The sequence below is a fragment of the Brevibacillus reuszeri genome (genome assembly GCF_002897295.1).
In the GTDB taxonomy this organism is placed as follows: domain Bacteria; phylum Bacillota; class Bacilli; order Brevibacillales; family Brevibacillaceae; genus Brevibacillus; species Brevibacillus reuszeri_A.
In genome coordinates this window covers 326,804-349,110 of sequence record NZ_BEXF01000003.1, presented here as the reverse complement: position 1 = coordinate 349,110, position 22,307 = coordinate 326,804, and the positions used below count along the sequence as shown (strand labels likewise).

27 protein-coding genes are annotated in these 22,307 nt (G+C 47.8%); 19 read left to right on the top strand and 8 right to left on the bottom strand.

Features of this window, described 5'->3' with window-relative positions:
* Positions 1-55 precede the first annotated feature (55 nt).
* The gene (locus C3B52_RS07260) at positions 56-985 is read left to right on the top strand and encodes a patatin-like phospholipase family protein (protein WP_103105397.1); all 930 of its coding nucleotides are present in this window, start codon (positions 56-58) and stop codon (positions 983-985) included.
* Positions 986-1,061: 76 nt separating this feature from the next.
* Here C3B52_RS07260 and C3B52_RS07255 read toward each other — a convergent pair whose 3' ends face one another.
* Positions 1,062-1,430, bottom strand: coding sequence for a hypothetical protein (locus tag C3B52_RS07255; RefSeq protein WP_103105396.1), 369 nt, complete (start codon positions 1,428-1,430; stop codon positions 1,062-1,064).
* 36 nt (positions 1,431-1,466) lie between these two features.
* Entirely contained in the window at positions 1,467-2,402 is a 936-nt protein-coding gene (locus C3B52_RS07250) for a DUF1385 domain-containing protein (protein WP_103105395.1), read from the bottom strand.
* 130 nt (positions 2,403-2,532) lie between these two features.
* Between C3B52_RS07250 and C3B52_RS07245 the strand changes: the two genes are divergently transcribed.
* The 6 genes from C3B52_RS07245 (at position 2,533) to C3B52_RS07220 (ending at position 7,735) form a co-directional block, all read left to right on the top strand.
* Complete coding sequence (locus C3B52_RS07245) at positions 2,533-3,021, top strand: YqhR family membrane protein (RefSeq protein ID WP_103105394.1); 489 nt, start codon at positions 2,533-2,535, stop codon at positions 3,019-3,021.
* A gap of 166 nt (positions 3,022-3,187) precedes the next feature.
* A complete protein-coding gene (gene aroQ, locus C3B52_RS07240) occupies positions 3,188-3,628 on the top strand; it encodes a type II 3-dehydroquinate dehydratase (RefSeq protein ID WP_103105393.1) in 441 nt (146 codons plus the stop codon).
* A gap of 32 nt (positions 3,629-3,660) precedes the next feature.
* A complete protein-coding gene (locus C3B52_RS07235) occupies positions 3,661-4,731 on the top strand; it encodes a M24 family metallopeptidase (protein WP_103105392.1) in 1,071 nt (356 codons plus the stop codon).
* A gap of 43 nt (positions 4,732-4,774) precedes the next feature.
* Positions 4,775-5,332: an elongation factor P gene (gene efp / locus C3B52_RS07230; RefSeq protein WP_103105391.1), complete on the top strand. Its 558-nt coding sequence runs from the start codon at positions 4,775-4,777 to the stop codon at positions 5,330-5,332.
* A 185-nt stretch (positions 5,333-5,517) separates the two neighbouring features.
* Positions 5,518-6,081 (top strand): RNA polymerase sigma factor, encoded by a 564-nt coding sequence (locus C3B52_RS07225; protein WP_103105390.1) that lies wholly within the window; start codon positions 5,518-5,520, stop codon positions 6,079-6,081.
* Positions 6,068-7,735 (top strand): DUF4179 domain-containing protein, encoded by a 1,668-nt coding sequence (locus C3B52_RS07220; protein ID WP_164684718.1) that lies wholly within the window; start codon positions 6,068-6,070, stop codon positions 7,733-7,735. The genes C3B52_RS07225 and C3B52_RS07220 overlap by 14 nt, the downstream gene beginning before the upstream one ends.
* Before the next feature lie 124 nt (positions 7,736-7,859).
* Here the strand turns inward: C3B52_RS07220 and C3B52_RS07215 are convergent, their stop codons facing one another.
* The 6 genes from C3B52_RS07215 to C3B52_RS07190 all read right to left on the bottom strand — a co-directional run bounded on the left by C3B52_RS07215 (position 7,860) and on the right by C3B52_RS07190 (position 13,645).
* Entirely contained in the window at positions 7,860-8,321 is a 462-nt protein-coding gene (locus C3B52_RS07215) for a GbsR/MarR family transcriptional regulator (RefSeq protein ID WP_235615619.1), read from the bottom strand.
* A 100-nt stretch (positions 8,322-8,421) separates the two neighbouring features.
* The gene (locus C3B52_RS07210) at positions 8,422-9,921 is read right to left on the bottom strand and encodes a serine hydrolase domain-containing protein (RefSeq protein ID WP_164684716.1); all 1,500 of its coding nucleotides are present in this window, start codon (positions 9,919-9,921) and stop codon (positions 8,422-8,424) included.
* 57 nt (positions 9,922-9,978) lie between these two features.
* Positions 9,979-11,241, bottom strand: coding sequence for an MFS transporter (locus C3B52_RS07205; RefSeq protein ID WP_103105387.1), 1,263 nt, complete (start codon positions 11,239-11,241; stop codon positions 9,979-9,981).
* A 374-nt stretch (positions 11,242-11,615) separates the two neighbouring features.
* Positions 11,616-12,077: a DUF441 domain-containing protein gene (locus C3B52_RS07200; protein ID WP_103105493.1), complete on the bottom strand. Its 462-nt coding sequence runs from the start codon at positions 12,075-12,077 to the stop codon at positions 11,616-11,618.
* Positions 12,078-12,116: 39 nt separating this feature from the next.
* On the bottom strand, positions 12,117-12,833 hold the full coding sequence (locus tag C3B52_RS07195; RefSeq protein ID WP_103105386.1) for a 2-phosphosulfolactate phosphatase: 717 nt from the start codon (positions 12,831-12,833) through the stop codon (positions 12,117-12,119).
* A complete protein-coding gene (locus tag C3B52_RS07190) occupies positions 12,824-13,645 on the bottom strand; it encodes a phosphosulfolactate synthase (RefSeq protein ID WP_103105385.1) in 822 nt (273 codons plus the stop codon). Before C3B52_RS07190 ends, C3B52_RS07195 begins: the two co-directional genes overlap by 10 nt.
* Before the next feature lie 143 nt (positions 13,646-13,788).
* Here C3B52_RS07190 and C3B52_RS07185 point away from each other — a divergent pair, with 143 nt between their 5' ends.
* The 12 genes from C3B52_RS07185 to accC all read left to right on the top strand — a co-directional run bounded on the left by C3B52_RS07185 (position 13,789) and on the right by accC (position 22,250).
* A complete protein-coding gene (locus C3B52_RS07185) occupies positions 13,789-14,052 on the top strand; it encodes a YqhV family protein (RefSeq protein WP_103105384.1) in 264 nt (87 codons plus the stop codon).
* A 69-nt stretch (positions 14,053-14,121) separates the two neighbouring features.
* On the top strand, positions 14,122-14,622 hold the full coding sequence (locus C3B52_RS07180; protein ID WP_306418808.1) for a CD1247 N-terminal domain-containing protein: 501 nt from the start codon (positions 14,122-14,124) through the stop codon (positions 14,620-14,622).
* A 211-nt stretch (positions 14,623-14,833) separates the two neighbouring features.
* On the top strand, positions 14,834-15,787 hold the full coding sequence (gene spoIIIAA / locus C3B52_RS07175) for a stage III sporulation protein AA (protein ID WP_103105383.1): 954 nt from the start codon (positions 14,834-14,836) through the stop codon (positions 15,785-15,787).
* Entirely contained in the window at positions 15,784-16,302 is a 519-nt protein-coding gene (spoIIIAB, locus tag C3B52_RS07170) for a stage III sporulation protein SpoIIIAB (RefSeq protein WP_103105382.1), read from the top strand. Before spoIIIAA ends, spoIIIAB begins: the two co-directional genes overlap by 4 nt.
* A gap of 16 nt (positions 16,303-16,318) precedes the next feature.
* Positions 16,319-16,522: a stage III sporulation protein AC gene (spoIIIAC, locus tag C3B52_RS07165; protein WP_049740243.1), complete on the top strand. Its 204-nt coding sequence runs from the start codon at positions 16,319-16,321 to the stop codon at positions 16,520-16,522.
* A 13-nt stretch (positions 16,523-16,535) separates the two neighbouring features.
* A complete protein-coding gene (spoIIIAD, locus tag C3B52_RS07160) occupies positions 16,536-16,925 on the top strand; it encodes a stage III sporulation protein AD (protein ID WP_005827266.1) in 390 nt (129 codons plus the stop codon).
* Between the two features lie 17 nt (positions 16,926-16,942).
* A complete protein-coding gene (spoIIIAE, locus tag C3B52_RS07155; RefSeq protein WP_103105381.1) occupies positions 16,943-18,127 on the top strand; it encodes a stage III sporulation protein AE in 1,185 nt (394 codons plus the stop codon).
* 9 nt (positions 18,128-18,136) lie between these two features.
* Positions 18,137-18,808 (top strand): stage III sporulation protein AF, encoded by a 672-nt coding sequence (spoIIIAF, locus tag C3B52_RS07150; protein ID WP_103105491.1) that lies wholly within the window; start codon positions 18,137-18,139, stop codon positions 18,806-18,808.
* A 31-nt stretch (positions 18,809-18,839) separates the two neighbouring features.
* Positions 18,840-19,481 (top strand): stage III sporulation protein AG, encoded by a 642-nt coding sequence (spoIIIAG, locus tag C3B52_RS07145; protein ID WP_103105380.1) that lies wholly within the window; start codon positions 18,840-18,842, stop codon positions 19,479-19,481.
* Between the two features lie 13 nt (positions 19,482-19,494).
* On the top strand, positions 19,495-20,160 hold the full coding sequence (locus tag C3B52_RS07140) for a SpoIIIAH-like family protein (RefSeq protein ID WP_103105379.1): 666 nt from the start codon (positions 19,495-19,497) through the stop codon (positions 20,158-20,160).
* Positions 20,161-20,380: 220 nt separating this feature from the next.
* Positions 20,381-20,881: an acetyl-CoA carboxylase biotin carboxyl carrier protein gene (gene accB, locus C3B52_RS07135; RefSeq protein ID WP_103105378.1), complete on the top strand. Its 501-nt coding sequence runs from the start codon at positions 20,381-20,383 to the stop codon at positions 20,879-20,881.
* 16 nt (positions 20,882-20,897) lie between these two features.
* Positions 20,898-22,250 (top strand): acetyl-CoA carboxylase biotin carboxylase subunit, encoded by a 1,353-nt coding sequence (gene accC / locus C3B52_RS07130; protein WP_103105377.1) that lies wholly within the window; start codon positions 20,898-20,900, stop codon positions 22,248-22,250.
* Positions 22,251-22,307: the final 57 nt, after the last annotated feature.

Here is a 22,307-nt window from a genome sequence, read left to right as displayed (position 1 = left end):
ATGCTGTCGTGCTTCGGTCAACAGGCATAGAAAAGGCTGTTTTAAGGAGGCTGACATGAAAGCAGACGCAGTCTTTGAGGGTGGCGGAGTGAAGGGGATTGCTTTTCTTGGGGCCTTACAGGTAATGGAAGAGCATGGCTACACATGGGAAAAGCTGGCTGGTACTTCCGCCGGTTCTATCGTAGCAGCCTTGCTTAGTGCTGGATACACCAGTCAGGAGCTAAAACCGATCTACGAAGAACTGGATTACCTCTATTTTCTTCAGCGAAGCGGAATGGGTCGCCTGCCAGTTGTGGGCCCGATTTATGAGCTGGTTGTCCGAGAAGGGGTTTATCGTGCGGATCGGATTGAATTGTTTGTGGAAGATTTGCTGCGTAGAAAAGGAATACGAACCTTTGGGGACCTTCCCATCGGCAAGCTGCGCATCGTTGCCTCGGATATCAGTGTTGGCAAGATGCTCGTCATGCCGGATGACTTGGTGCGATACGATTTGGACCCTGAAGATTTTCCGATTGCTAGGGCTGTTCGAATGTCGTCCTCTATTCCTTTTTTCTTTCAACCTGCGCTTTTAAAAAAGCCAGGCCAAACTCACTATATCGTAGACGGTGCTCTACTGAGCAACTACCCTGTCTGGCTGTTTGATGTGGACGGTACGCCCCGCTGGCCAACGATCGGTTTTCGTCTCCAGGACGACCAAGGGAAAAGGAATGAGGACCGCATAAAAGGGCTGTTCTCGTTTGCGAGCAGCCTTCTTTCCACCATGCTGGATGCCCATGACCGCCTTCACGTCGAAAAAGCAAAAGCAGTGCGGACTATTTTTATCAACACGCTCGGTGTTCGAACTACTCAATTCCAATTGCCACCTGAAATGAAGCAGCAGCTGTTTTCGTCCGGGGAATCGGCAGCACGTGTGTTTTTAGAACATTGGGATTTCGATGACTATGTCAAAGTCTTTCGCAATACCTCTCCCAAAATACCCGTGTGAAACGTTATAACCTTTGTACAAAAAAGAAACAGGCAGCCTTATTCGGGCAACCTGTTTCTTTTTCGTTTCGCATTCTTCAATGAGAGATGTGGTCTTGCGATTTCTGATCGCTCTGCTTTTCTTTGGATTTCCCTTTGTTGCCATCAATCACTCGGAATGGGTGATCTTTCCTGGGCGACGCAGATTGCTTTTTAAACGCTTGTCGGATGACCGGTGTTTTGGGACTCCCCTTGGTTTTTGGCTTTGCGTGCTTAGGCTTTCGCTGCTCAGATGCCCGGGGAAAGAAGGAGCCGCTTTGCAAGTAATTTCGAACCACCAAAAAGAGTACCACACACAATCCCAAAATAATCAAGGTGTTAATGGGGTCAGCGATGAGTTTAGTCATAAATCCATAGATTGCAAGCAACAACACAATCAGAATCACTGGTGGGATGCGGCGTAACATAGGGCTTCACCTCTATGAGATTAAAAGTGCCTCACGTTATCCGGTCGTAGCCATTCTCTCTTGCACATGCTTCTGATCAAGCTCTCGCATCTTTTGGAAGGAAGCGATCGCTACTTCCACTTGACTGTCGTCTGGCTCTCTCGTTGTGATCTTTTGGAGCCACAATCCTGGGTAGCCAAGATAACGGAGGACTGGAGTTTCACGAAGCTTGTTTGTCCACTGTAGAACCTCATAGGAAACGCCAATCACCAGTGGCAAGAGAACAATGCGTTGCACGACACGTTCCGTCAGGGAGTCATAACTGAACAGTGAGTAAATCACGACACCGACGAATACCGTGAAAATGAGAAAACTACTGCCGCAACGGTAATGCAAGGTGGAAAATTTTTGCACATTCGCTACTGTTAATTCTACCCCGGACTCGAAGGCATTAATCACTTTGTGCTCAGCCCCATGATATTGAAACAGCCTTTTGATGATGGGGGCTTTCGCTATGGCAGTAATGTAGCCGAGGAGTAGAAGAATCTTAAAGCCGCCTTCTGCCAAGGTCTGAGGTACGCCATCTGGAACCCATTTACCCAATAGAAAGTCGGCAAGAAATACGGGAACGAGCGTGAATACGAATTTGCCGAACAAGAACGAGAGGACACCAACGACCGCAACACCAAGAATCATGGTAAGTTTGGATGGGCCTTCCGATACTTCTTCACCAGATTCCGTATTGTAGCGCTCGGAGGCGAAGTTGAGATGTTTGGCCCCGTTCGCACTTGCCTCAATTAATCCGACAATCCCGCGCAAAAACGGAATTTTTTTCAAGGGAGTAATCCATTTATATTCCGTTCGGGGGGCTTCAAAATACTCAATGTCTTGATTTTTTTTGCGAACAGCTGTAACGGTCATAGTTTTGCCGCCGAACATGACACCTTCGATAACGGCCTGACCACCGTAGCTGGGTACTTTTTGCTCTGCCAACGTGAATCACCTTCCTTACCTCCTATATTAACGGAAATAAGGCAATGAGGCTACAAGCAGTTCACGATCTGGTTAGAAAAGTCAACAATTAGTGAAAAACAAGCAGGGCGCGCATACTACAAAGGAGGTGATGTATGTGGAAGCGACTAAGACAAGAGGTAGGCATCGAGAAAATAAAGCAGAGCAGGAAGGACAGCAAACAAGTAAGCAGTCGTCGACATCCAAAGTGCTTGAGATTGCTTTTTGGGGCACGATTATTTGGAGTATTGTTCGTTTGCTTGCCCACTTTTTAAATCTGACCCCTTACGGATTGGGCGCTTTTGCACGTCCACTGGTGGGTGTGGATGAGAATTCGATAGCCGGTATTGGTTTGGGAGCAGTGATTCTTTTTATCGAAGCTCTCGTTGCGACATTCTTGTTCTCCATGCTGTTTAGCAGACAGCGGGTATGGTGGAGCGGCTTGTTATTTGGACTAGTTATGCTCATGATTGCAGGATTTTTTTTCCGGATGGGGAACTGGGACTTTGACACCTTGTCTAGTGAAGGGGCTTGGTATTTATCCTTTGGTTTGTTCGTAGGAATGACTTTGACCCTGGAGGAATCAGATGAAATCCACTGACACGCAAATCGGGTGATGGAGAACCATCCCCACGGAAGAATAAGTGCAAATCTTTCTAATCGTATGGACTACTCTTTCATCTCTATTCCATTTGCAGGGCTTGTGGTAAAATGTTTCATTAGTAAAAAAACTTTTTTATCGAAACCTATTTGGGGAGGGATGCATAATGACTTCCATCCTATTGCTGAATGGCCCAAATCTCAATTTATTGGGAACACGGGAGCCAGACGTATATGGAAGGGAAACACTTGCGGATTTGGTCACGAATCTAAGCAAGGTAATGGATGAGCTGGGAGGCAAGCTAGAACATTGCCAATCCAATCACGAAGGCGTACTGATCGATGCGATTCATCAAGCACGAGGCGTTCATGACGGGATCCTGATAAACCCAGGTGCTTTCACACATTACAGCTATGCGATACGTGATGCACTGTCGAGTGTGGCCCTGCCAACTATCGAAATACATATTTCCAATATTCATGCCAGAGAAGAATTTAGACATCATTCTGTTCTCGCTCCTATTGTGATCGGACAAGTTGTCGGTTTGGGAATGGATGGCTATGAGTGGGCATTGCGTGCCCTTGTCCGCAAAATCGAAAAGAAATAAAGGGACCAAAGATGAAAGGGGAGACGGTTGTGATGAAACAACGTCTGACAAAATTAAGAGAAGCACTAGCAAATTTGGGAGCGGATGCGCTCATTACAGAAAAAGCAGAGAATCGTTTTTATTTGAGCGGTTTCTCTGGCTCAACTGGCTGGGTGATTGTAACCGAATCCGAAGCCTTTCTGGTAACAGATTTCCGTTATGTAGAACAAGCACAGGAGCAGGCCCCAGATTTTACGGTCGTAAACAATGAGCGCAAAGCAATTGAAGCAATCGCAAAGCTTTTAGCAGACAAAGGAATCAAGCGTTTGGCGTTTGAGAGCAGTGTTTCATTTGGCACACATCAAGAATGGAATCGGGCATTTGAAAATGTTGAATTGATTGCAACGAGTGGACTTGTGGAAAAAATTCGGATGTTCAAGGATGAATCCGAAATGGTAATCATCCGCGAGGCTGTCCGAATAGCCGAAGTGGCATTTGAGCATATTCAAGGCTATATCAGACCAGGAGTACGTGAAACAGATGTGGCGCTTGAACTCGAATACTTCATGCGCAAGCAAGGTGCGACAGGTTCTGCATTTGATATGATCGTGGCTTCTGGTGTTCGCGGGGCACTACCACATGGACGTGCAAGTGAGAAAATTATCGAGGCGGGCGAAATGGTTACACTTGATTTTGGTGCCGCTTACAATGGGTATAATTCAGATATTACCCGTACGCTTGCTGTTGGTGAGCCGAGTTCAAAAATGAAAGAGATTTACGACATTGTCCTGCGTGCACAGCTTGCGGGTGTACAAGCTCTGAAGCCCGGCGTATCTGCCAAGGCTGCGGATGCTGCAACACGTGACATTATCACAGCTGCAGGCTATGGAGACGCGTATGGCCACAGTGCTGGGCACGGACTTGGCATTGAAGTGCACGAGCTGCCAGGATTGTCGACTGTAAGCACCTTTGTCTTGGAGCCAGGGATGCTCGTGACGATGGAACCAGGCATTTATGTTAGCGGGCTTGGTGGCGTGCGTATTGAGGACGATGTGCTCATCACAGCAGATGGCCATGAGAACCTAGGCAAGTCTACGAAAGAGTTGATCATTTTGCCCGTCTAATTTATACTATTTCTGTTATTGATTGATTCTCGGGAGGACTACCATGATCTCTGTAAACGATTTTCGTACTGGCTTGACAATCGAAGTAGATGGCAATATTTATACCGTGCTTGAATTCCAACACGTAAAACCAGGAAAAGGTGCAGCATTTGTGCGCTCCAAGCTGCGCAACCTGCGCAACGGAAATACGACTGAAATGACGTTCCGTGGCGGAGAGAAAGTGAACCCAGCCCGCATCGAGTCTAGCACCATGCAATACCTGTATGCGAGTGGAGACGACTACACATTCATGAATACGGAAACTTACGAGCAAATGACATTTACTCGTAGCCAAATCGAGCGTGAGCTGCGTTTCCTCAAGGAAAACATGAACGTACAAATCATGCAATACAACGGAGAGACGATCGGAATTCAACTTCCTAACACGGTTGAACTCGTTGTAACAGAATGTGAGCCAGGTGTAAAAGGGGATACAGCTTCTAACGTAACGAAGAAAGCTACCCTGGAAACTGGCTTCGTAGTAAACGTTCCTCTTTTCGTAGAAGAAGGAGAGCGTCTGATCATCGATACTCGTTCGGAAGCGTATGTTTCCCGCGCGTAAACGGCGAAAGTACAAAAAAAGCTGTGCCCATCTGGGTGCAGCTTTTTTTGTTGCCAAAAGCAGGTGTTTGATAAAAAGTTTTGAAAAGCTTGAAAGAAAATACAATCTGATCCGTTAAACCAAGTGAGCCTGCCAAAAAGAGCGCTGCGCAGCGAACTGATTTTTGGGATAGGAGGATCTATCAAGTGCAGGACGATTGGTTGATCATACAACAAGTGCGTGAGGGAGACAGGGAAGTTTATGCGCACCTCGTTGACAAGTACAAGGATAAATTGTACGGCTTTCTGTACCGAATGACTGGACAGACGCAGGATGCACAAGACCTGACGCAAGAGGTCTTCTTCAAAGCATTCTGTCAGTTGGACAAATACAGACCAACAGATGCGTTTTTGGCCTGGTTATACCGAATCGGGTCCAATCTTTGTATAGATGTCTGGCGTAAAAACAAGCGTTACTCCAGGGAGCCTTTGGAAGAGGCGATGCTTATTGAGAACAACACGCCGGAAAAAGCATACCTCAAAAAAGAAAAGAAAGACGTCATAGGGCGCCAGATCATGGCATTAGGGGAAGAATATCGTGCGGCATTCCTGTTGAAATATACGGAGCAGCTCAGCTACAAGGAAATCAGCGAAATCCTCAATCTACCTATGACCACTGTACAGATGCGGATTCATCATGCTAAGAAAAAGCTGCGGGCCGGCTTTGCTCACGAAATGTCAGGAGGTGCTGCCATCTATGAATTGTTCTAAAGCTGATGCAGTGCGAGCCTATTTTCGTGGAGAGCTTCCTGAAAAAGAAAACAGACAAGTAGAGAAACATGTGGACAGCTGCCCGCATTGCAGTCGCCTGGTGTCTGAGGAAGATGAATTCGTATTGGAGATTGTGCTGCCGCCAACCCAGCTCCCGGCTGATTTCACCCAGCAGGTCATGCGTTCATTAGAGAATGTACCGATTCCCGTTCCGAAACCAAACTGGAAAAAAAGGAGTATTTCCATTATGAAAAAAACAGCATTAGCAGTTGCGAGTGTGACTGCTCTCATTACTTTTGGTTCGATTGTGTCCCCTACGTTTGCCAGCTACGTGACCAGTGTCATAGATTCGATCAAAGGAGTGGACAATGGAATAAAAAAAGCGGTAGAAACTGGTTATGTACAGGTAATCAACAAGAGTGACACGCAGCAAGGCGTTACCTTTACTGTGAAAGAAGTAGTTGCCGATCCGACGCGTATCGCGATCTTTTCCAGACTAGTAGATCGGGATGGAAAACAAATCAAATTGAAAGACAGCGAAAAATTTATCCTTACTTTTATGGATAAGGACGGAAACAAAATTGAACGTAAAGGCGGCCAATCTCAACGTCCGGATGGAGAGTATTTTGTTTTTGAGCGCGAAATCTTCAAGGACTGGCCAGAGCCAAGTAAAATCCCAGATGAAATCCAAATCAATATTAAAACAAATTCTCTCGATGGGAGACTCGGTAACTGGGAGGTAACGTTCCCGGTGGATATGAAAAAGGCAAGAGCTGTCGCTGTTGTAACGGACATCAATCAGCAGTATACAACGCCACAAGGTATCTCGTTCTCGTTCAAAAATATCATGACAACACCAAGCGCCAGTATTATTGAGATGGAGCGGACAGCAACAGATAAGTGGACTCAGCGGTTGAATCAAATCATGAGTGAGCACAATTGGAACATGGCTACACTAGAAAAAGGAAAAAACAAAGAAGCCGATATGGTGCTCCGTTATTTAAAGGATGTGGGTATTGCTGTTCAAATTTTCGACGAGAAGGGCAATGCAGTAGCCGGATATGACGATGTATTGCATGCCGATATTAACAATCTGAAAAAGAACGACCTCAAAAACATGAACATTGTTGAAGGATCTGAAGACGGCTCGGTATATACGATTCGGCATGGATTCTCGCCATTTGCAAAAAATCAAAAGCTGACCATGAAGCTGCACTCACTTTATATACATGAACCAGCAAATTTTGAGATGACAGTAGACGCAAATGCTTTAAGCAAGCATTCCGTTACGGTCGAAAAGGACGGAGCCTCCTTTCTCTTGCAAAGCCTTCATGTAAAAAACACAGATAAGGAAGAAATGATAGAGGGCGGATTCTATGATGAACCAGGTGTGGTAATTCCGTTCACAGGTAAATTGCCGGAGGGAGTGATTGATTCGCTCGCATGGAAAGCAAAGGATGAGTCAGGAAGAGTGTATGAAGTATCATACGACAGAAAGTATAACAGAGGTGAAGACGGTCGAATCCACGTTACAGGAGCATTCTTCATCGAGGGCATGGTACAGCAACCGAAGACGCTCACTCTTTCGTATATGCTCCAAAAGAAACAATATCGCGACCTGCATTGGGAAGTCCCATTTGAAATAGAAAAATAACGGGCATTAGAGCATTAAACCAGTCACTCGTTCTTTACATTGAAAACATCCTTTAAATACGTATGACCCCCTTCTTTCATCTCCTGAAGGGGGTTTTGTTGTATTCTATCCTTTTTACTTGTCATCAACGCTGCGCACGCCAGCGGTTCAGCAGTTCGTTTAGCGAGTCCAAAAAATATTCGATGCCTCTGTCCATTTCTACAAAGCGCTTGGAGATTATCTCGTTTTCATTCACGTCTTGAATTTGCGCTCCTTTTTCAATCGTCTTTTTCAAGGAATGAACTCGCTCAATGGAGGCGAGGAACTCTCTTTCCAGAGCATTTTCTGAATATATGTAGTAGGTGATGCGGTCACCTGTTATGCTCTTTTTTTCTACATGCCCAGACTGTAGCAGTAAACGCATGTTGGTCGACACGCTACCAAGGCTAACCTGGAGTGCTGTCGCAATTTGTTCAGCCGACAGTGTGCCTTCAGTAACCATTAGCAAGCCCAAAATTCTCCCCGCGATTCTGGATGCGCCTTGCTGCTCGTGATATAGGCCTATCTCTTCGATATAAGCCAACAGTTCTGGAGATAACTTATTCAACGCCAAAACTCCCTTTGGAAAAACGTCAGGACGTTTCTCAAGTAACTTGGCTAGACCCGTCTTTGAAAACGAGCCTAGACCTTTCATCATTATAGCAACATTAGCTTTTTCTGTCTGCTTTGGTCAGCTGACGGAACCCGAACAATATTCGGCAGACCCGCCTATTTTCATCCCGGTAGAATATTACTGAGTTGCTCATGCCGGGACCTAGCTCTGCAATGAATTGATCGGGGCCGACCGGAAGGAGTGGTATAGCGCTTTCGATCTCTCCCAACTTGACGGAAATGGTAAGTGTCTCACCAGATAAGCTGGCTGAGACACGGCTCCCCTCACTGGATGAATAATCACCACAGTATTCGGTCATAGCTGCTGTCTCTGGCACATAGCTGGGGTAGTGGAACTCAGATGTATCCACCGGCCGCTCATGTAGAGCATTGAGTGCCGCCGCTAACAGACCCCTTACTGCAAAAGCACCGTCTGCATTAATCAGGACGATCCCGGTAATTCCTGCTTCAGGCAGGATATGCATTTGCGCAGAAACGCCTTTTATTCCGCCCGAGTGCTCAACTAAGGAACCGCCGTGATAATGCGGGGATGGTGTGATGAACAACCCATAGCCGTAGTGAATAAAGGAATCAATCCCGATATGAGGTTTCATCATCTGTGCTACGCTCACTTCCGAGAGAATCCGCACATCTCCGGCGCAGCCACCTGTCCGGAATATTTCGGCAAAGCGGAGCATGTCGCGGGCGGTTGATTTCAAGAAACCGGCTGCACGTTGTGCTGGTGCATCCAACCAATAAGGGGAAGCAAACAGCTCCGGCTTACCATTTGTCAATCGCTTGGTATAGAGGGTGGAAATGGCAGTATCTTCAGGTAAATCGGATATCGAAAAACCTGTGTTCGTCATTCCGGCGGGCTCGAGAATGTGCTTTTTTACATACACTTCATAAGGCATTCCACTGACCTTCTCGATGATTGCACCTAGCAGTCCGAAGGCGTCATTCGAATAGCTGAACTGGCTTCCTGCTCCTCCCAAAAGCGAGAGGTCCGATGCAGAGAGGTAGGCGAGCAAATCATCGTAGGTGTCAATATATGCAAGCTCCTGGATGCTTTTTGTATCAAAGGGAGGCAGAAAATAGGAGTGATCAGGATCTGCCTCAATGCTTCTCCGCATGGCACCGAACAGCGATGCAAGCGGTGGGATTCCTGACGAATTGCTCATAAAGTGATGGATGGTAATTTGCCGACTTGCTTCCTCATCTCCGAAGCGGAAATGAGGCAAATGGGCAACAACCGGGTCTGTGACAGACAGCTTGCCAGCCTCCTGCAATTGCAAAATCGCGATGCAGCTGAATGACTTGGTGATGGAGCCAATACCAAATACGGTGTCCAATGTGATCTCTTGCTGAAGCTCGACATCGCTGTATCCGAAGGCATGCTCGTAAATTTGTTCGCCATCCTTGGCAAGCGCAATAATCGCCCCGGGAACCATTTTGGGATCGAGGATTTTGTTGGCGTAATCTTCAAAAACTAAGGTCCAGTTTTCCTTGTTCATGGGAATCATCCTTTCTGATTGACGGTGGTTGAGATTAGACATCATGATCAACTCCTTTATCAAAATGAGATTCTTGCCTCACCTCCTTTAAAAATGAGTTCATACTCCAGGGGGGAGCTTGCTTTCGGCCAGCATACTATCGCTTCGAGCGACAGGCTTGATTCGTACGCCGATTGTTGCAGCGATGGACAGCAATAAGCCCACCAAGAGAAATACAAAGCTTGCCTCAAACGAAATGTGAGCAATGATGGCACCCATGGCGACAGGTGTAATGATGCTGGCTGCTTTTATACCAGTGAGGAGCATGCCACTGCCGATGCCCAATACATTCGCAGGAATAATTCGCATGGCCAGTCCCATAACCGGCTGATTCGTCATAGAAAGAAATGCGAGTGCGGCGGCTTCATAGAGGACGAATTGCAAAACGGAGCCGGAAGTGATCATCAGAACAAGAAAAAGAGAGGAGAGTAATAAGGACGGAATGACCATTTGATGAAATCGATTCCCTAGATAGCGGTCAAACAACCAACCGCCTGTGAGGTTTGCGACCATGGCGGCGAACAGCGGGAGCGAAGCGGCAAAGCCGGTTTGCGTCAAATCAAGATGCTTCTCGGTCGTCAAATAAGTCGGTACCCACGTGAGAAACCCTGTAGCAACGATGCTGATGCCAGACATGATCATCGTCAGCATCCAGATTTGGCGGTTGCGCAGCACATCAGTCAATTTCATGCCAGGCTGCTGTGGCGTAGTATTGGCTACATTTTCTGGCACTGCTTCCGCTACCGGATTAGCTATTTCTGGAGGAAGCGGACGGGGCAGCAAAAACCAAATGATAGGAGCTATTAAGAGCCCTAGCACACCGAGCAGGATTGAAGTGTTGTGCCAGCCCAGCATAACGATAAGCGGGGCTACAATTAGTGGTGTAATCGCGGAGCCGAACGGGTCGGCAGAGAGGACAAATGCATTTGTTGTTGTGCGAATCTTGGCAGGGGTACGCTCCGCTACAGCTTTAAGGATCGCAGGGGACAAAGGAGCCTGGATGATTCCGAGAAGTACACGCACAACGAATAGTGTGAGAAAACCATTTACAAAGCCAGTGAGTGAAGTAAAGATAGCCCAAAGTAAAAGCCCAATAGCAATGATCCTTTTCGAACCGACCTTATCAGCAAAAGCCCCACCAGGAATCGTAAAGATGGCATAGCCGAGAAAATAAGCGCTTACAATTGCCCCCAGCTCAACCGAGTTGAGCCCAAATTCCTCGCTAATTAAGGGGAGAGCCATGATGATGCCAGTAACTCCGATCACCTCCACAAGTAATGTTAAAAATAAGAGTGCTGCACTAACTGAAACATGTTTCTTCACAAGCCATCATCACCTGTCCCGGTTATGTGTCTAATCTTACTGATTTTCAGTCATTTCAGTCAATGCTAAAATTACTGAAAATTAAAAGTCCAACCATTACGAATGTTTGTAGTCATTCTCATTCATGCGAGGATGGCGGTAAAAGGAACGATCCAAGGCAGCGACCGCCTACTTCAAATAAAAATTTCTCGCAGGAATAGGGCAGTTTTCCCCGTTCTTCGGTACATGTCAAGAGAATTTCTCAAATGAAAGAAATTAGTGGAGATGAGAAGCACATCGTAAGCTGATATCAAAAGATAGACAAGAAAAATCCCCTCCTCAGGAAACAAGGAAGGGGGCATCGTCTACCCTATCACTGCCGTAGTTGATCAGAACTATCGTCCGCCGAACCATTCCCATAGCTTCAATACAAATGCCGTAATCCCAGCGGCCATCAGCGGACCGACAGGGATACCTCGAAAAAACACAATTCCAATAATCGAGCCAATAACTAAGCCGACAATCATATGCGGTTCGGTCCGAAGTAAATCAAGACCTTTTCCATTCATCCAGGTGGCAATCGCTCCGCCTGCGAGAGCCGTCAAACCAACGACAGTCGTAAAGAGAGGGGTGACGTCTTTCCACGAGATCTTTTCGCTCGCAAATGGGACCAATACGGAGATGGTTAAAAAAAGCAGACCAAGCTCCAAGCCCCGTCGCTCGACTGTCGGGAAAAATCGTTCCAATGCCGTCAGTTTCAGTACCAGTAAGATACTCGCGGCAGTAGCAATAATCGGTGACCGGCCAATTAACCCTATGACGATAAGGATGACGAGCATCACTTCTCCAGACATCATTGGCATCTTCAAAACCCCTGTCCCTGTTCTCCTTTCACTTTATGAGACAAGGTGTGGGAGTATTCGTTTCTCCTTAACGAACGGGACAAGTTTATAGTGATCGACCCTGGCGCAATAGTGCAGATCACTCCCAAAGTGGTTCTGTACAAGCCGTTTTCCAGTTGTCGTTTGGAGCAGTTGTGCTGCCAGTCTATCAGAGAGATGGAGGTAGCTCGCTTTTAATGCTTCTCCCAGATCACATACTTGGAAATGAGCATTCAGCTTTTGTGCCTGCACGAGCATCAAGCCCGCCGCCAAACCATCCTCCAAGGCAAATTCAGAACGTGTGCCAGCACAATAAAGCGTGATATCGAGATGATGGGTGAGCGCGTGCTGGATACACGCCGTGGCGTTGAGAAAACAGCCAATAAGCAGAGCAGAGGCTCGTTCTGCTTTTTGGATAGCCCGTGTCCCGTTCGTTGTCGTCAGGATGAGGTGGCACCTGCCATTTGCTCGCGTGGCAATTTCAGTTGGAGAGTTGTTACAGTCAAACTCAGGAATTTTTCGACAGTGCCGTTCACCAGCCAGGACGCTGTCAGGTGTGCGAAGGGAGTTGGCTTGACCAATTGTCTCTACGGGTATGACGGACAGAAACCCGTTCCCGAGTGCAGTCACGATCGTGCTGGACGCACGGAGAACATCGATAACGATCACTACACGATTACTGATTTGGTCAAAACGAATTTCCTCCACAGTAGGCACCACTTCTATCCGCACGGATCTGACCTCCCCTCTTCCATAATGAGGGCTGTATCGCTGCGTAAGCCACGCCGGAGTGTTTCCAATGCCAAAACGTCCGTGTAGGCGATATTTCCCAAATTTACGTCACTTCCGATGGAACGAATCAGGTTCACTTGCTGCTCCTTTTGGGGTGCTTCCCAGATGAGGCGAGCTGCCTGGCTTTTTACCGTATGGACGATATCGTGAACAAAGCTCTCGTCCACCTGGCCATTAGGATCAAAAACACCTACAGTTCCACTTTCCCTTGCCTCAACGATTACGTGGCTTGCACCTGACTCTAGATCGGCAAATAGAGTTTCGATGAGCTCGTCACGTTCTGCGCGGTAGTCCGCGGCCTTCTTACCGAATTCGGTATAGACGACAAGTCCGGTTTCTACCCCTATCCGAATAGCCTCCCGGCGCTGCGAGGCAGGCAGAGCAAAGGTTCCGTCCGAAATTTCAACTGCGTTAAAGCCTAGTGCGTGAATATGTGCCATATAATCCTTTACGGGTGCTCGTCGGACAGCGATTTCGAAAAAAGTTCCGCCTGGCATGACAGTAAGTCCATGTTGTTTCGCCAGCGTGATTTTTTGCTGTAGCAGGTTTAGCGGGTACAGGGCAGTCGTGCCAAAGCCAAGTTTGTATATGTCCATATAGGGAGAGGCCAGTTCCAGTAAATCGCAAAAGGCAGTACTCCCAAGTCCTTTGTCTATAACCATTGTCATTCCATTTGTACGAGGTTTGCTCCTTGTCAGCCCGGACGGATTTGCCCAGTTGGCGGGCACAAACGGATACTCGCAGTCTAGCATTGGCAGTTTCCTCATTTCTTCTAGGCGTATGGTTCAGTGTATGCCCTCTTGGGTGGAGGAGTGAAAAGCATAGGCGTTTACCCATATAGTGCTTAAATGGTCTGGTACAGGCATAGAGTGGAACGAGAGGAGGACGAGACGGTATGTGGGAAAAAGCAATCATGGGGATGGCTGCTCTGCGAATATTGTCCGGAAGTATTGAAATATTGGCTGCTCTGCTCATTTTAAAGGTAAACCAGGTGGAAAAGGCACTCATGATCAATTCCGGACTGGCGGTTGTCGGACCCGCTATTCTGATTACGACGACGGCGATCGGTCTGCTCGGGATGTCAGATCGGATCAGCTTTGCCAAAATTGCGTGGATCATGGTTGGCGTTTCGTTTATTTTGATTGGGGTGCGAAAATAATCTCCAATTCCTTCCACTGGTATCGCTGCTCACTATTGGGAAAGATAGTGTCAGGAACTAGATAGGGGAGTGGAAAAAGTGGAGTCGTTGACCAATCGAATTGCTTATTTGCGTGGTTTGGCAGAAGGAATGGACATAAGTGAAAAAAGTTCTGAGGGCAAGATCATTCTTGAGCTGATCGATATCATCGACGATGTGACTGCCCAGTTTCATGAACTGGAGACCCGAGTAGAAGAAGCGGAAGATTACGTAGAGGCTATCGACGAAGATTTGGAAGACATCGAGCTTTACTTGTTTGATGATGACGAACAGCTGTACGAAACAGTAAGAGATTACGACGACGATGAGCAGGACGAATACGCGACATACTACGATCTCGACGATGATGAGGATGCGTATGTATACGAAGGAGCGGGCGATAATCATCTCGAAACGACGTATGAGTTTTCCTGCCCAAACTGTCATGAAATGATTTTTTTACACGAAGGACAGGATGATGAGGGCTATACCCACTATGTCATCGAACAACATGATAGTAGGGCGGACACAGAGCCGATTAATCCGACCTAAACCAGGTAGTGCCAGAAGACATAAGCTTGTCGACTTACATGAATACATGTGAGGGCAAGCTTTTTTGTTTTTTTTTTGGTACAAGCAATCCACTGACTTATTTTTTAGCATAAATCTCGTCCATCTCTGCATAGGATGGAGGTAAGTTCAATGTGGACAAAGGCTAGGTGAGTAAAAAAGCAACCTTTAGCCAAAAAGGAGGGGACCAGCCGTGAAGGAGATCATGGCGATCTTGCCGGCAAGCATACGCACTATTTTACACGCCCTTCCTCCCACGGTAACAGAGCAACTAGAAGAAATACGTCTTCGGCAAAATCAGCCCTTGGAAGTCAGATATGGTCAGCAGTCCAGTTATGTCACAGCTTCTGGGCAGCTCACTTCGATAGCGAGCCAAGGGTGGGAATTCACCGAAGAACAGTCAGTCAAGCTCTTGAACCAGGTAAGCCAGCACTCCTTGTACGCATTGGAAGAAGAGCTGAAACGGGGCTACATCACTGTCGTTGGCGGTCATCGGATCGGAATCGCGGGTAAAGTGGTGCTGGACAAGGGAGAGGTAAAAGGAATCCGCGATGTCACCAGCTTCAATATCCGGATTGCCCGCGAGAAAAAAGGAGCGGCACAAAAGGTCATGCCGGTTCTCTTTGAGAGCGGTAAATTGCTCAACACGCTACTCATCTCCCCTCCTCAATGCGGAAAGACCACATTGTTACGTGACATGGCCAGGTCCATCAGTTACGGCAGCGAGTGGTCTTCGAGTCGGAAGGTAGGGATTGTGGACGAGCGTTCCGAGCTGGCTGGCTGCTTGCAAGGCGTACCGCAGCGAGATGTCGGTCCACGTACGGATGTGTTGGATGCTTGTCCCAAAGCAGCGGGCATGATGATGCTGATCCGCTCCATGTCTCCGGATGTTTTGATCGTGGACGAGATAGGCCGCCCCGAAGACGGTGATGCCGTGTGGGAAGCGATACATGCGGGTGTATCTGTCATCTGCTCTGCACACGGAGCGGATGTGACGGAGGTTGCCGAGAGACCAATGCTGGGAAAGCTGATCCGACAGGGTGCTTTCTCACGTTACATTGTCCTCAGTCGGACAAAAGGGGTAGGTACGATCCAGGCCATCTACGATCAAGGCTTGAACCCGCTTAAAAAGGAGCAGGTCGTATGATCAAGCTGATCGGCGCCGTACTGATCCTTTTTTCCGCATCTATGGTTGGCTGGCAGATTGGTCGCTATTACGCTTATCGCCCCGTTCAGCTGCGAGCGCTGCTGGTTGCCCTACAAATGCTTGAAACCGAAATCGTGTACGGTCTAACTCCGTTAAATCGTGCATTCGTAAAGGTCGGTCAACGTGTTTCGGAGGACGTCGGCAAAATGTTTCTCTTTGCTGCGGAACTACTGAATACCGAGAAGGCACAATCCGCTGAGGAAGCTCTGAGGCAAGCGATGGGGAAGCTGTGGACGCATACGGCCTTGCGAAAACAGGAACGAGATGTGCTGACAAGCTTGGGCCAGGTTTTAGGTTCATCTGATCGGGAAGACCAGCAAAAGCATTTGCGCCTGGCTGTAACCCATCTTCAGGGACTTGCCCAGGAAGCTCGTTTCGAACAGGAAAAGTACGAAAAAATGTATAAGAGTCTTGGCTTCCTTGGTGGTCTGCTGGTCGTCATCCTGATGTTCTAAAGGTGAGGTGTTCACAGTGGATTTTGATTTGACACCTGTTTTCCAGATCGGAGCGGTAGGATTCATTACAGCCATCTTGCATACGGTCCTGAAGCAGGCGGGCAAGGAAGATATCGCGCACTGGGCTACACTCGTAGGGTTTATCATTGTCCTGTATATGGTGTCGCACTACATCGGCGATCTTTTTACCGAGGTAAAACGCGTCTTCCTGTTCAACTGAGGAGGGGCTTCAGATGGAGATCGTGCAAATCGTCGGGCTTGGGCTGGTGGCAACGATTCTGGCTTTGGTCATCAAAGAGCAGAAGCCGATGTTCGCCTTCCTTTTGGCTATCGCCAGCGGTGTCATCATCTTTTATTTTCTCGTTGGCAAAATAGCCGAAGTCATTCGAATTCTCGAACGGCTGGCAGTCCAAGCAGATTTGAACCTGGTGTTCCTGGAAACCATTCTAAAAATAATCGGAATTGCTTACATTGCTGAATTCGGCGCACAAATGACCAGAGACGCAGGGCAAGGGGCCATCGCCTCCAAGATCGAGCTGGCGGGTAAGGTCTTGATTTTGGTCATGGCCGTGCCGATTATCCAAATCATCATTGAGACAGTCATCGACTTGTTGCCGGCGTGAGGGGAGGTGGGATGTCAGTGGCGCTTACACGCAAGTTGATCCTCGTCTTGTTCCTACTAATGCTCCTACCGATTGAAGGTGTATTCGCTTCTGCTACGCCCACTGCTGACCCGATAAACGAGATCGTCCAGCAGCAGGTAAGCCATTTGCAGCTAGAGAGAGTAGAGCAATACTGGACACAGCTTCAGAAAGAGTACAAAGGCTATTTGCCCGACATCAAATCTGAAGGCTTTGTTCAACTGCTCATGAATCAGGGAGAATTCAGCATTTCAGGTGTGCTCAAAGGAATGGGCAAGTTCGTTTTTCATGAGATTTTGATGAATGGAAAATTGCTCAGCTCCATTATTATCATTACCGTTTTCGCCATGATTTTGGAAACAATGCAAAATGCTTTTGAACGAAATGCCGTTTCGACCGTTGCCTATTCCATTGCTTATCTCGTCTTGATGGTTCTAGCTATCAACAGCTTCCATGTCGCCATTACTTACGCCAAGGACGCCATAGCAAACATGTCGGATTTCATGCTGGCTATGATTCCTCTGGTGATAGCGCTTCTCGCATCAGTTGGCAATCTGGCCACAGCAACCATGTTTCACCCGCTCATCATTTTCATGATCAACATCAGCGGGATGATGATCTCGTACGTGGTGTTTCCGTTACTGTTTCTCTCAGCGATGCTCTCCATCGTCAGCCTGTTTTCTGAAAGATATAAAGTGACACAGCTCGCCACACTGCTGCGCAATATTGCCATGGGTGTCCTCGGCTCCTTTCTAACCATTTTTCTGGCGGTCATCTCCATTCAGGGGGCCACCTCGGCAGTAACAGACGGAGTAACGCTCAGGACAGCCAAATATATTACCGGAAACTTCATTCCGATTGTCGGGCGAATGTTTTCTGATGCAGCGGATACCGTGTTGAATGCATCGTTACTCGTCAAAAATGCAGTTGGTTTAGCTGGGGTTTTGATCTTAATCACGCTATGCGCTTTTCCAGCTTTAAAAATTTTGGTACTGGCACTGATCTACAACGTATCCTCTGCCGTACTGCAGCCTCTCGGGAACAGTCCAATTATTAGTGCGCTAGGCACGATTGGCAAAAGCCTGTTGTTCGTTTTCGCCGCGCTGGCAACGGTCGGGCTGATGTTCTTTCTAGCCATCACCATCATTATCGCAGCGGGCAACATCTCTATGATGGTTCGGTAGGTGATCGAAATGACATGGTTAACCTTATGGCTGAAAAAAATCATCCTACTCGTCCTTTTGGCGGCCTTTCTCGATTTAATTCTCCCGAATACGACACTCCAGCGCTACGTCAAGATGGTGATGGGCCTGATTCTTTTGCTCACGATCATTTCTCCGGTCTTTTCTCTGTTTAGTCTTTCGCAGGAGGACCTTGCGTTTCGACTGGATCGCTATCAGCAGCAATTGAACAAGCCAGCCGATGCAGAGTGGAAAAGGATCACTGACAAACTATTAGGCCAGCAGGATGTACAAATGACCGCCTATGTCCAAAAACAGGTTGCAGCGGGAGTGAAGGCAAGGGTAGAGGAAGCGTATGGGGTGGAGGTGCAGGATGTGGCAGTCATCGTAAATAGCAAAAATCCCGACCAGCCTAAGCTGGAAAGAATCGAGCTTGTACTGGGAGAGCCAGGAGAGGAAAAGCAGGAAGGGCAGATTCCGATCGAAACCGTTAAACCAATTCAACCGGTAGAGATAGTCATCGGCGAGAAGTCTTCTGTCGAGCCAAAACGGGAAATTGCAGCAGCAGCGCAGCAGAGCGACCCGATGCTCACACAAATTTCGATGGATATTGCCACGCAGTGGGGACTTACCAAGGAACAGGTTGTCGTCGTGGACGAGTCTCGCAGAGGGGAAAAACAATAACGGATGTGTCCGAGAAAGCGAGGTGAGAGAGATGCTGGAAAAGCTGAAGAAGCTGTGGGAAGGCAATAGTGGAAGTAAAAAGCTGAGGCCATTCCATTACTTGATTGTCATATTGGGAGTAGGAATTGCAGCTATGATCTTGACGGACTTTCTCGCTGTAGAAAAAGATCAGGCCCCCCTCGGATTTGGTGTCTCCACGAATGAATCTGGGGGCACGCCAAGCGGCGACTCATCGACTCCCGTACTGGGAAGCTCACCCGCTACGGACATCATCGCTGAGTACGAAAACATATACGAATCACAGCTGCGGGATATTTTGGGGAGCGTGGTCGGTGTAGGGGGTGTGGACGTCATGGTCAATCTAGAATCCACACCTGAGCTGGTAGTAGAAAAGAACCGAAACATACGCTCCTCCACGAATCAGGAGATGGACAAGGAAAAAGCGACTCGCAATCAAAATGACCAGTCCCGCGATGAGCAGTTGGTCATCATCCAAGGCGGCAAGCAAGACCAACCCGTCGTCGTGAAAACGCTGAAGCCTCGCGTTCGCGGCGTCCTGGTGGTAGCAAAGGGTGCTGATAACATTCAGGTGAAAGCGTGGATCACCGAAGCTGTTCAAAAGGTTTTAGATGTTCCCGCTTACAAGATATCCATTTTGCCCAAAAAAGGGTAGGAGGTAATGGCAAATGATTCTGCGGAAACAAACAGTGTGGTTGTTGACAATGCTGGCTGTCATGGTGGTGCTTTCTGGGTACTATTTAGTGAAAGGACCTGTGGACCAAGTGCCCACCTCGGGAAATCAGCAGGCTGTTCAAAAGCAGGAGCAGATTTCAGGGGTCGTGGTTGAATCCAAGCAAGTCGAGCAAGCTCCTCAAGCTACACCAGTCGATGCGAAAAACAACAATCAAGAAGCTACTGCACCACAAGCAAATACTCCCATGACTCCTGATCCAGCCAAGCAGACAGCAGGTAATGCAGTCCTACCAGTAGCAGATACTACGAGCGAGATTTTCCAAGGCTATAAAATGAAGAGAGAAGCGCAGGTACAACAGCAAAAGGATGAACAGCTCGCGATCATGAGCAATGCAGACTCCTCCCCACAAGCAGTCGCAGAAGCAAAAGCAAAATACGAAGAGCTTTCTTCCCAGGACAATGCCACGATGAATGTCGAGGAAATGCTCAAAGCGAGCGGCTACCAGGATGCAGTCGTATTTGTACAGGACGATAAAGTAACGGTCATTGTACAAAAGGATAAACTGAGCGCAAATGAAGCTGTTGAAATCATCGCGCATGTCAAGCAGCATCTGAATGTGCCAGCTACGAATATTAACGTCCAGTTTAAGACTTCTTGAGTGAATGCAGGTGAAGCTTGTGGACGACTTCCCGTTATAAGCCACACTCAAAACGGGCATGATTGTAAGGATTTCCTCACTTCTTCTGGGAAAGAAGAGGGGAAATCCTTTCTTGACGTGGTCTGGGCAACAAGCTACCATGGATTTATGGTTTGCCAAAAGGATACATAATTGACTCCCTGAATCTTGATCGAAACAAACGAAGGAGTGCTTGTTCGTAATGAAAATTCATGAAATCCGCGAAATTATTAAGTTGATTGATCAATCTTCCATTAATGAATTCAAGCTGGAATCCGACGGGACAAAAGTCACCGTGAGAAAATCCAGTGGTACAGAGACAGTAGTAGTCGCACAACCTGCTGCAGCTGCTCAGGTAGCAGCACCAGTGGCAGTAGCTCCCGTAACAGCTGCACCAGCTCCTATAGCGGCCCCAGTGGCTGTGGAAGCGCCAAAAGCTGCGCCAGTAGCAGATGACGCTAACCTGCATAAAATTGTTTCCCCAATGGTAGGAACCTTCTACAGTTCTCCAGAGCCAGGCAAACCAGCATATGTCCAAGCAGGCGACAAAGTGAGCGCAAGCAAAGTAGTTTGCATCGTAGAAGCGATGAAGCTGTTTAACGAGATTGAAGCAGAAGTAACGGGCGAGATTGTTAAAGTACTCGTAGAAGACGGCCAATTGGTAGAATATGGTCAACCGTTGTTTTTGGTGAAGCCAGAATAAGGTGGAGGAGAGCGAAATGTTTCAAAAAGTATTGATTGCCAATCGCGGTGAGATTGCCGTACGGGTTATCCGTGCATGTCGCGAGCTGGGCATTCGTACGGTCGCTGTCTACTCCGAAGCGGATCGTGAGGCGCTTCATGTCAAACTGGCCGACGAAGCCTATTGTATTGGTCCAAAGGCATCCAAAGAAAGCTATTTGAACATAGCAAACATCATGAGCGTAGCGACCAAGGTGGGAGCAGATGCGATCCATCCGGGCTACGGCTTTTTGGCTGAAAACGCTGATTTTGCAGAGATTTGCACTGCATGCAATATCACCTTTATCGGTCCAGATCCAGAAGCGATAGTGAAAATGGGTGACAAGTCTACAGCCAAAGACACGATGAAAACGGCTGGCGTACCGACAGTACCAGGTACAGAGGGTTTGATTGAAGATGTAGCTGACGCAATCAAAACAGCGAATGAAATTGGCTACCCAGTCATGGTCAAAGCAACTGCAGGCGGTGGCGGCCGTGGAATGCGCGTTGCGGTAGACGACGAAGACTTGGAAAAAGCGATTCGTCAGGCACAAAATGAAGCGAAAACAGCGTTTGGTAATGCCGGGGTGTACCTGGAGAAATTCGTAGAAGGCCCTCGCCATGTAGAGATTCAAATCATGGCTGACAAGCATGGCAATGCTGTCTACTTGGGCGAACGCGATTGCTCCATCCAGCGCCGTCATCAAAAGCTGATCGAAGAAGCACCATCGCCTGCATTGAGCGAAGAGACCCGCAAGCAAATGGGTGAAGCCGCAGTGGCAGCAGCGAAAGCTGTTTCCTACCACGGAGCGGGTACAGTAGAGTTTCTGTTGGATAAGCATGGCAAATTCTACTTCATGGAAATGAATACACGTATTCAGGTAGAGCATCCTGTAACAGAGCTGGTAACAGGAATCGATCTGATCAAGGAACAGCTGACTGTTGCAGCGGGAGAGCAGCTGTCATTTACTCAGGATGACATCAAGTTGGACGGATGGGCGATTGAGTGCCGGATTAATGCTGAGAACCCTGCGAAAAACTTCATGCCATCTCCAGGACGGATTACAGAATACCTGGCCCCAGGTGGTTTCGGAGTTCGAGTGGACAGCGCAGCTTATTCCGGATACGCTATTCCGCCGTACTACGATTCGATGATCGCAAAGCTGATCGTATGGGGAAAAGACCGCGATGAAGCGATCGAGAGAATGAAACGAGCACTCGGAGAATTTGTGGTCGAAGGAATTACAACCACGATTCCTTTCCATTTGAAGGTTCTTGAGCATGAAGTGTTTGTCAGTGGGCACTTTGACACCAAGTTTTTGGAGCTGTATGATCTGAATCTTGGTGAGTAAGAGCTGATTTGTAAAAAAACGGTGCTCTTGCTATAATGAATAACAAATCTAAAGGGA

Bases quoted from the DNA above. Each gene is read 5' to 3' on its own strand.
- C3B52_RS07245 (WP_103105394.1), top strand. From the start codon at position 2,533: ATGTATGTGGAAGCGACTAAGACAAGAGGTAGGCATCGAGAAAATAAA.
- accB (WP_103105378.1), top strand. From the start codon at position 20,381: ATGAAAATTCATGAAATCCGCGAAATTATTAAGTTGATTGATCAATCT.
- spoIIIAD (WP_005827266.1), top strand. From the start codon at position 16,536: ATGGAGATCGTGCAAATCGTCGGGCTTGGGCTGGTGGCAACGATTCTG.
- C3B52_RS07255 (WP_103105396.1), bottom strand. From the start codon at position 1,430: ATGTTACGCCGCATCCCACCAGTGATTCTGATTGTGTTGTTGCTTGCA.
- C3B52_RS07220 (WP_164684718.1), top strand. From the start codon at position 6,068: ATGAATTGTTCTAAAGCTGATGCAGTGCGAGCCTATTTTCGTGGAGAG.
- C3B52_RS07190 (WP_103105385.1), bottom strand. From the start codon at position 13,645: ATGCTAGACTGCGAGTATCCGTTTGTGCCCGCCAACTGGGCAAATCCG.
- spoIIIAF (WP_103105491.1), top strand. From the start codon at position 18,137: ATGACATGGTTAACCTTATGGCTGAAAAAAATCATCCTACTCGTCCTT.
- spoIIIAG (WP_103105380.1), top strand. From the start codon at position 18,840: ATGCTGGAAAAGCTGAAGAAGCTGTGGGAAGGCAATAGTGGAAGTAAA.
- C3B52_RS07210 (WP_164684716.1), bottom strand. From the start codon at position 9,921: ATGTCTAATCTCAACCACCGTCAATCAGAAAGGATGATTCCCATGAAC.
- C3B52_RS07260 (WP_103105397.1), top strand. From the start codon at position 56: ATGAAAGCAGACGCAGTCTTTGAGGGTGGCGGAGTGAAGGGGATTGCT.
- aroQ (WP_103105393.1), top strand. From the start codon at position 3,188: ATGACTTCCATCCTATTGCTGAATGGCCCAAATCTCAATTTATTGGGA.
- C3B52_RS07200 (WP_103105493.1), bottom strand. From the start codon at position 12,077: ATGATGTCTGGAGAAGTGATGCTCGTCATCCTTATCGTCATAGGGTTA.
- accC (WP_103105377.1), top strand. From the start codon at position 20,898: ATGTTTCAAAAAGTATTGATTGCCAATCGCGGTGAGATTGCCGTACGG.
- C3B52_RS07185 (WP_103105384.1), top strand. From the start codon at position 13,789: ATGTGGGAAAAAGCAATCATGGGGATGGCTGCTCTGCGAATATTGTCC.
- C3B52_RS07235 (WP_103105392.1), top strand. From the start codon at position 3,661: ATGAAACAACGTCTGACAAAATTAAGAGAAGCACTAGCAAATTTGGGA.
- efp (WP_103105391.1), top strand. From the start codon at position 4,775: ATGATCTCTGTAAACGATTTTCGTACTGGCTTGACAATCGAAGTAGAT.
- spoIIIAB (WP_103105382.1), top strand. From the start codon at position 15,784: ATGATCAAGCTGATCGGCGCCGTACTGATCCTTTTTTCCGCATCTATG.
- C3B52_RS07140 (WP_103105379.1), top strand. From the start codon at position 19,495: ATGATTCTGCGGAAACAAACAGTGTGGTTGTTGACAATGCTGGCTGTC.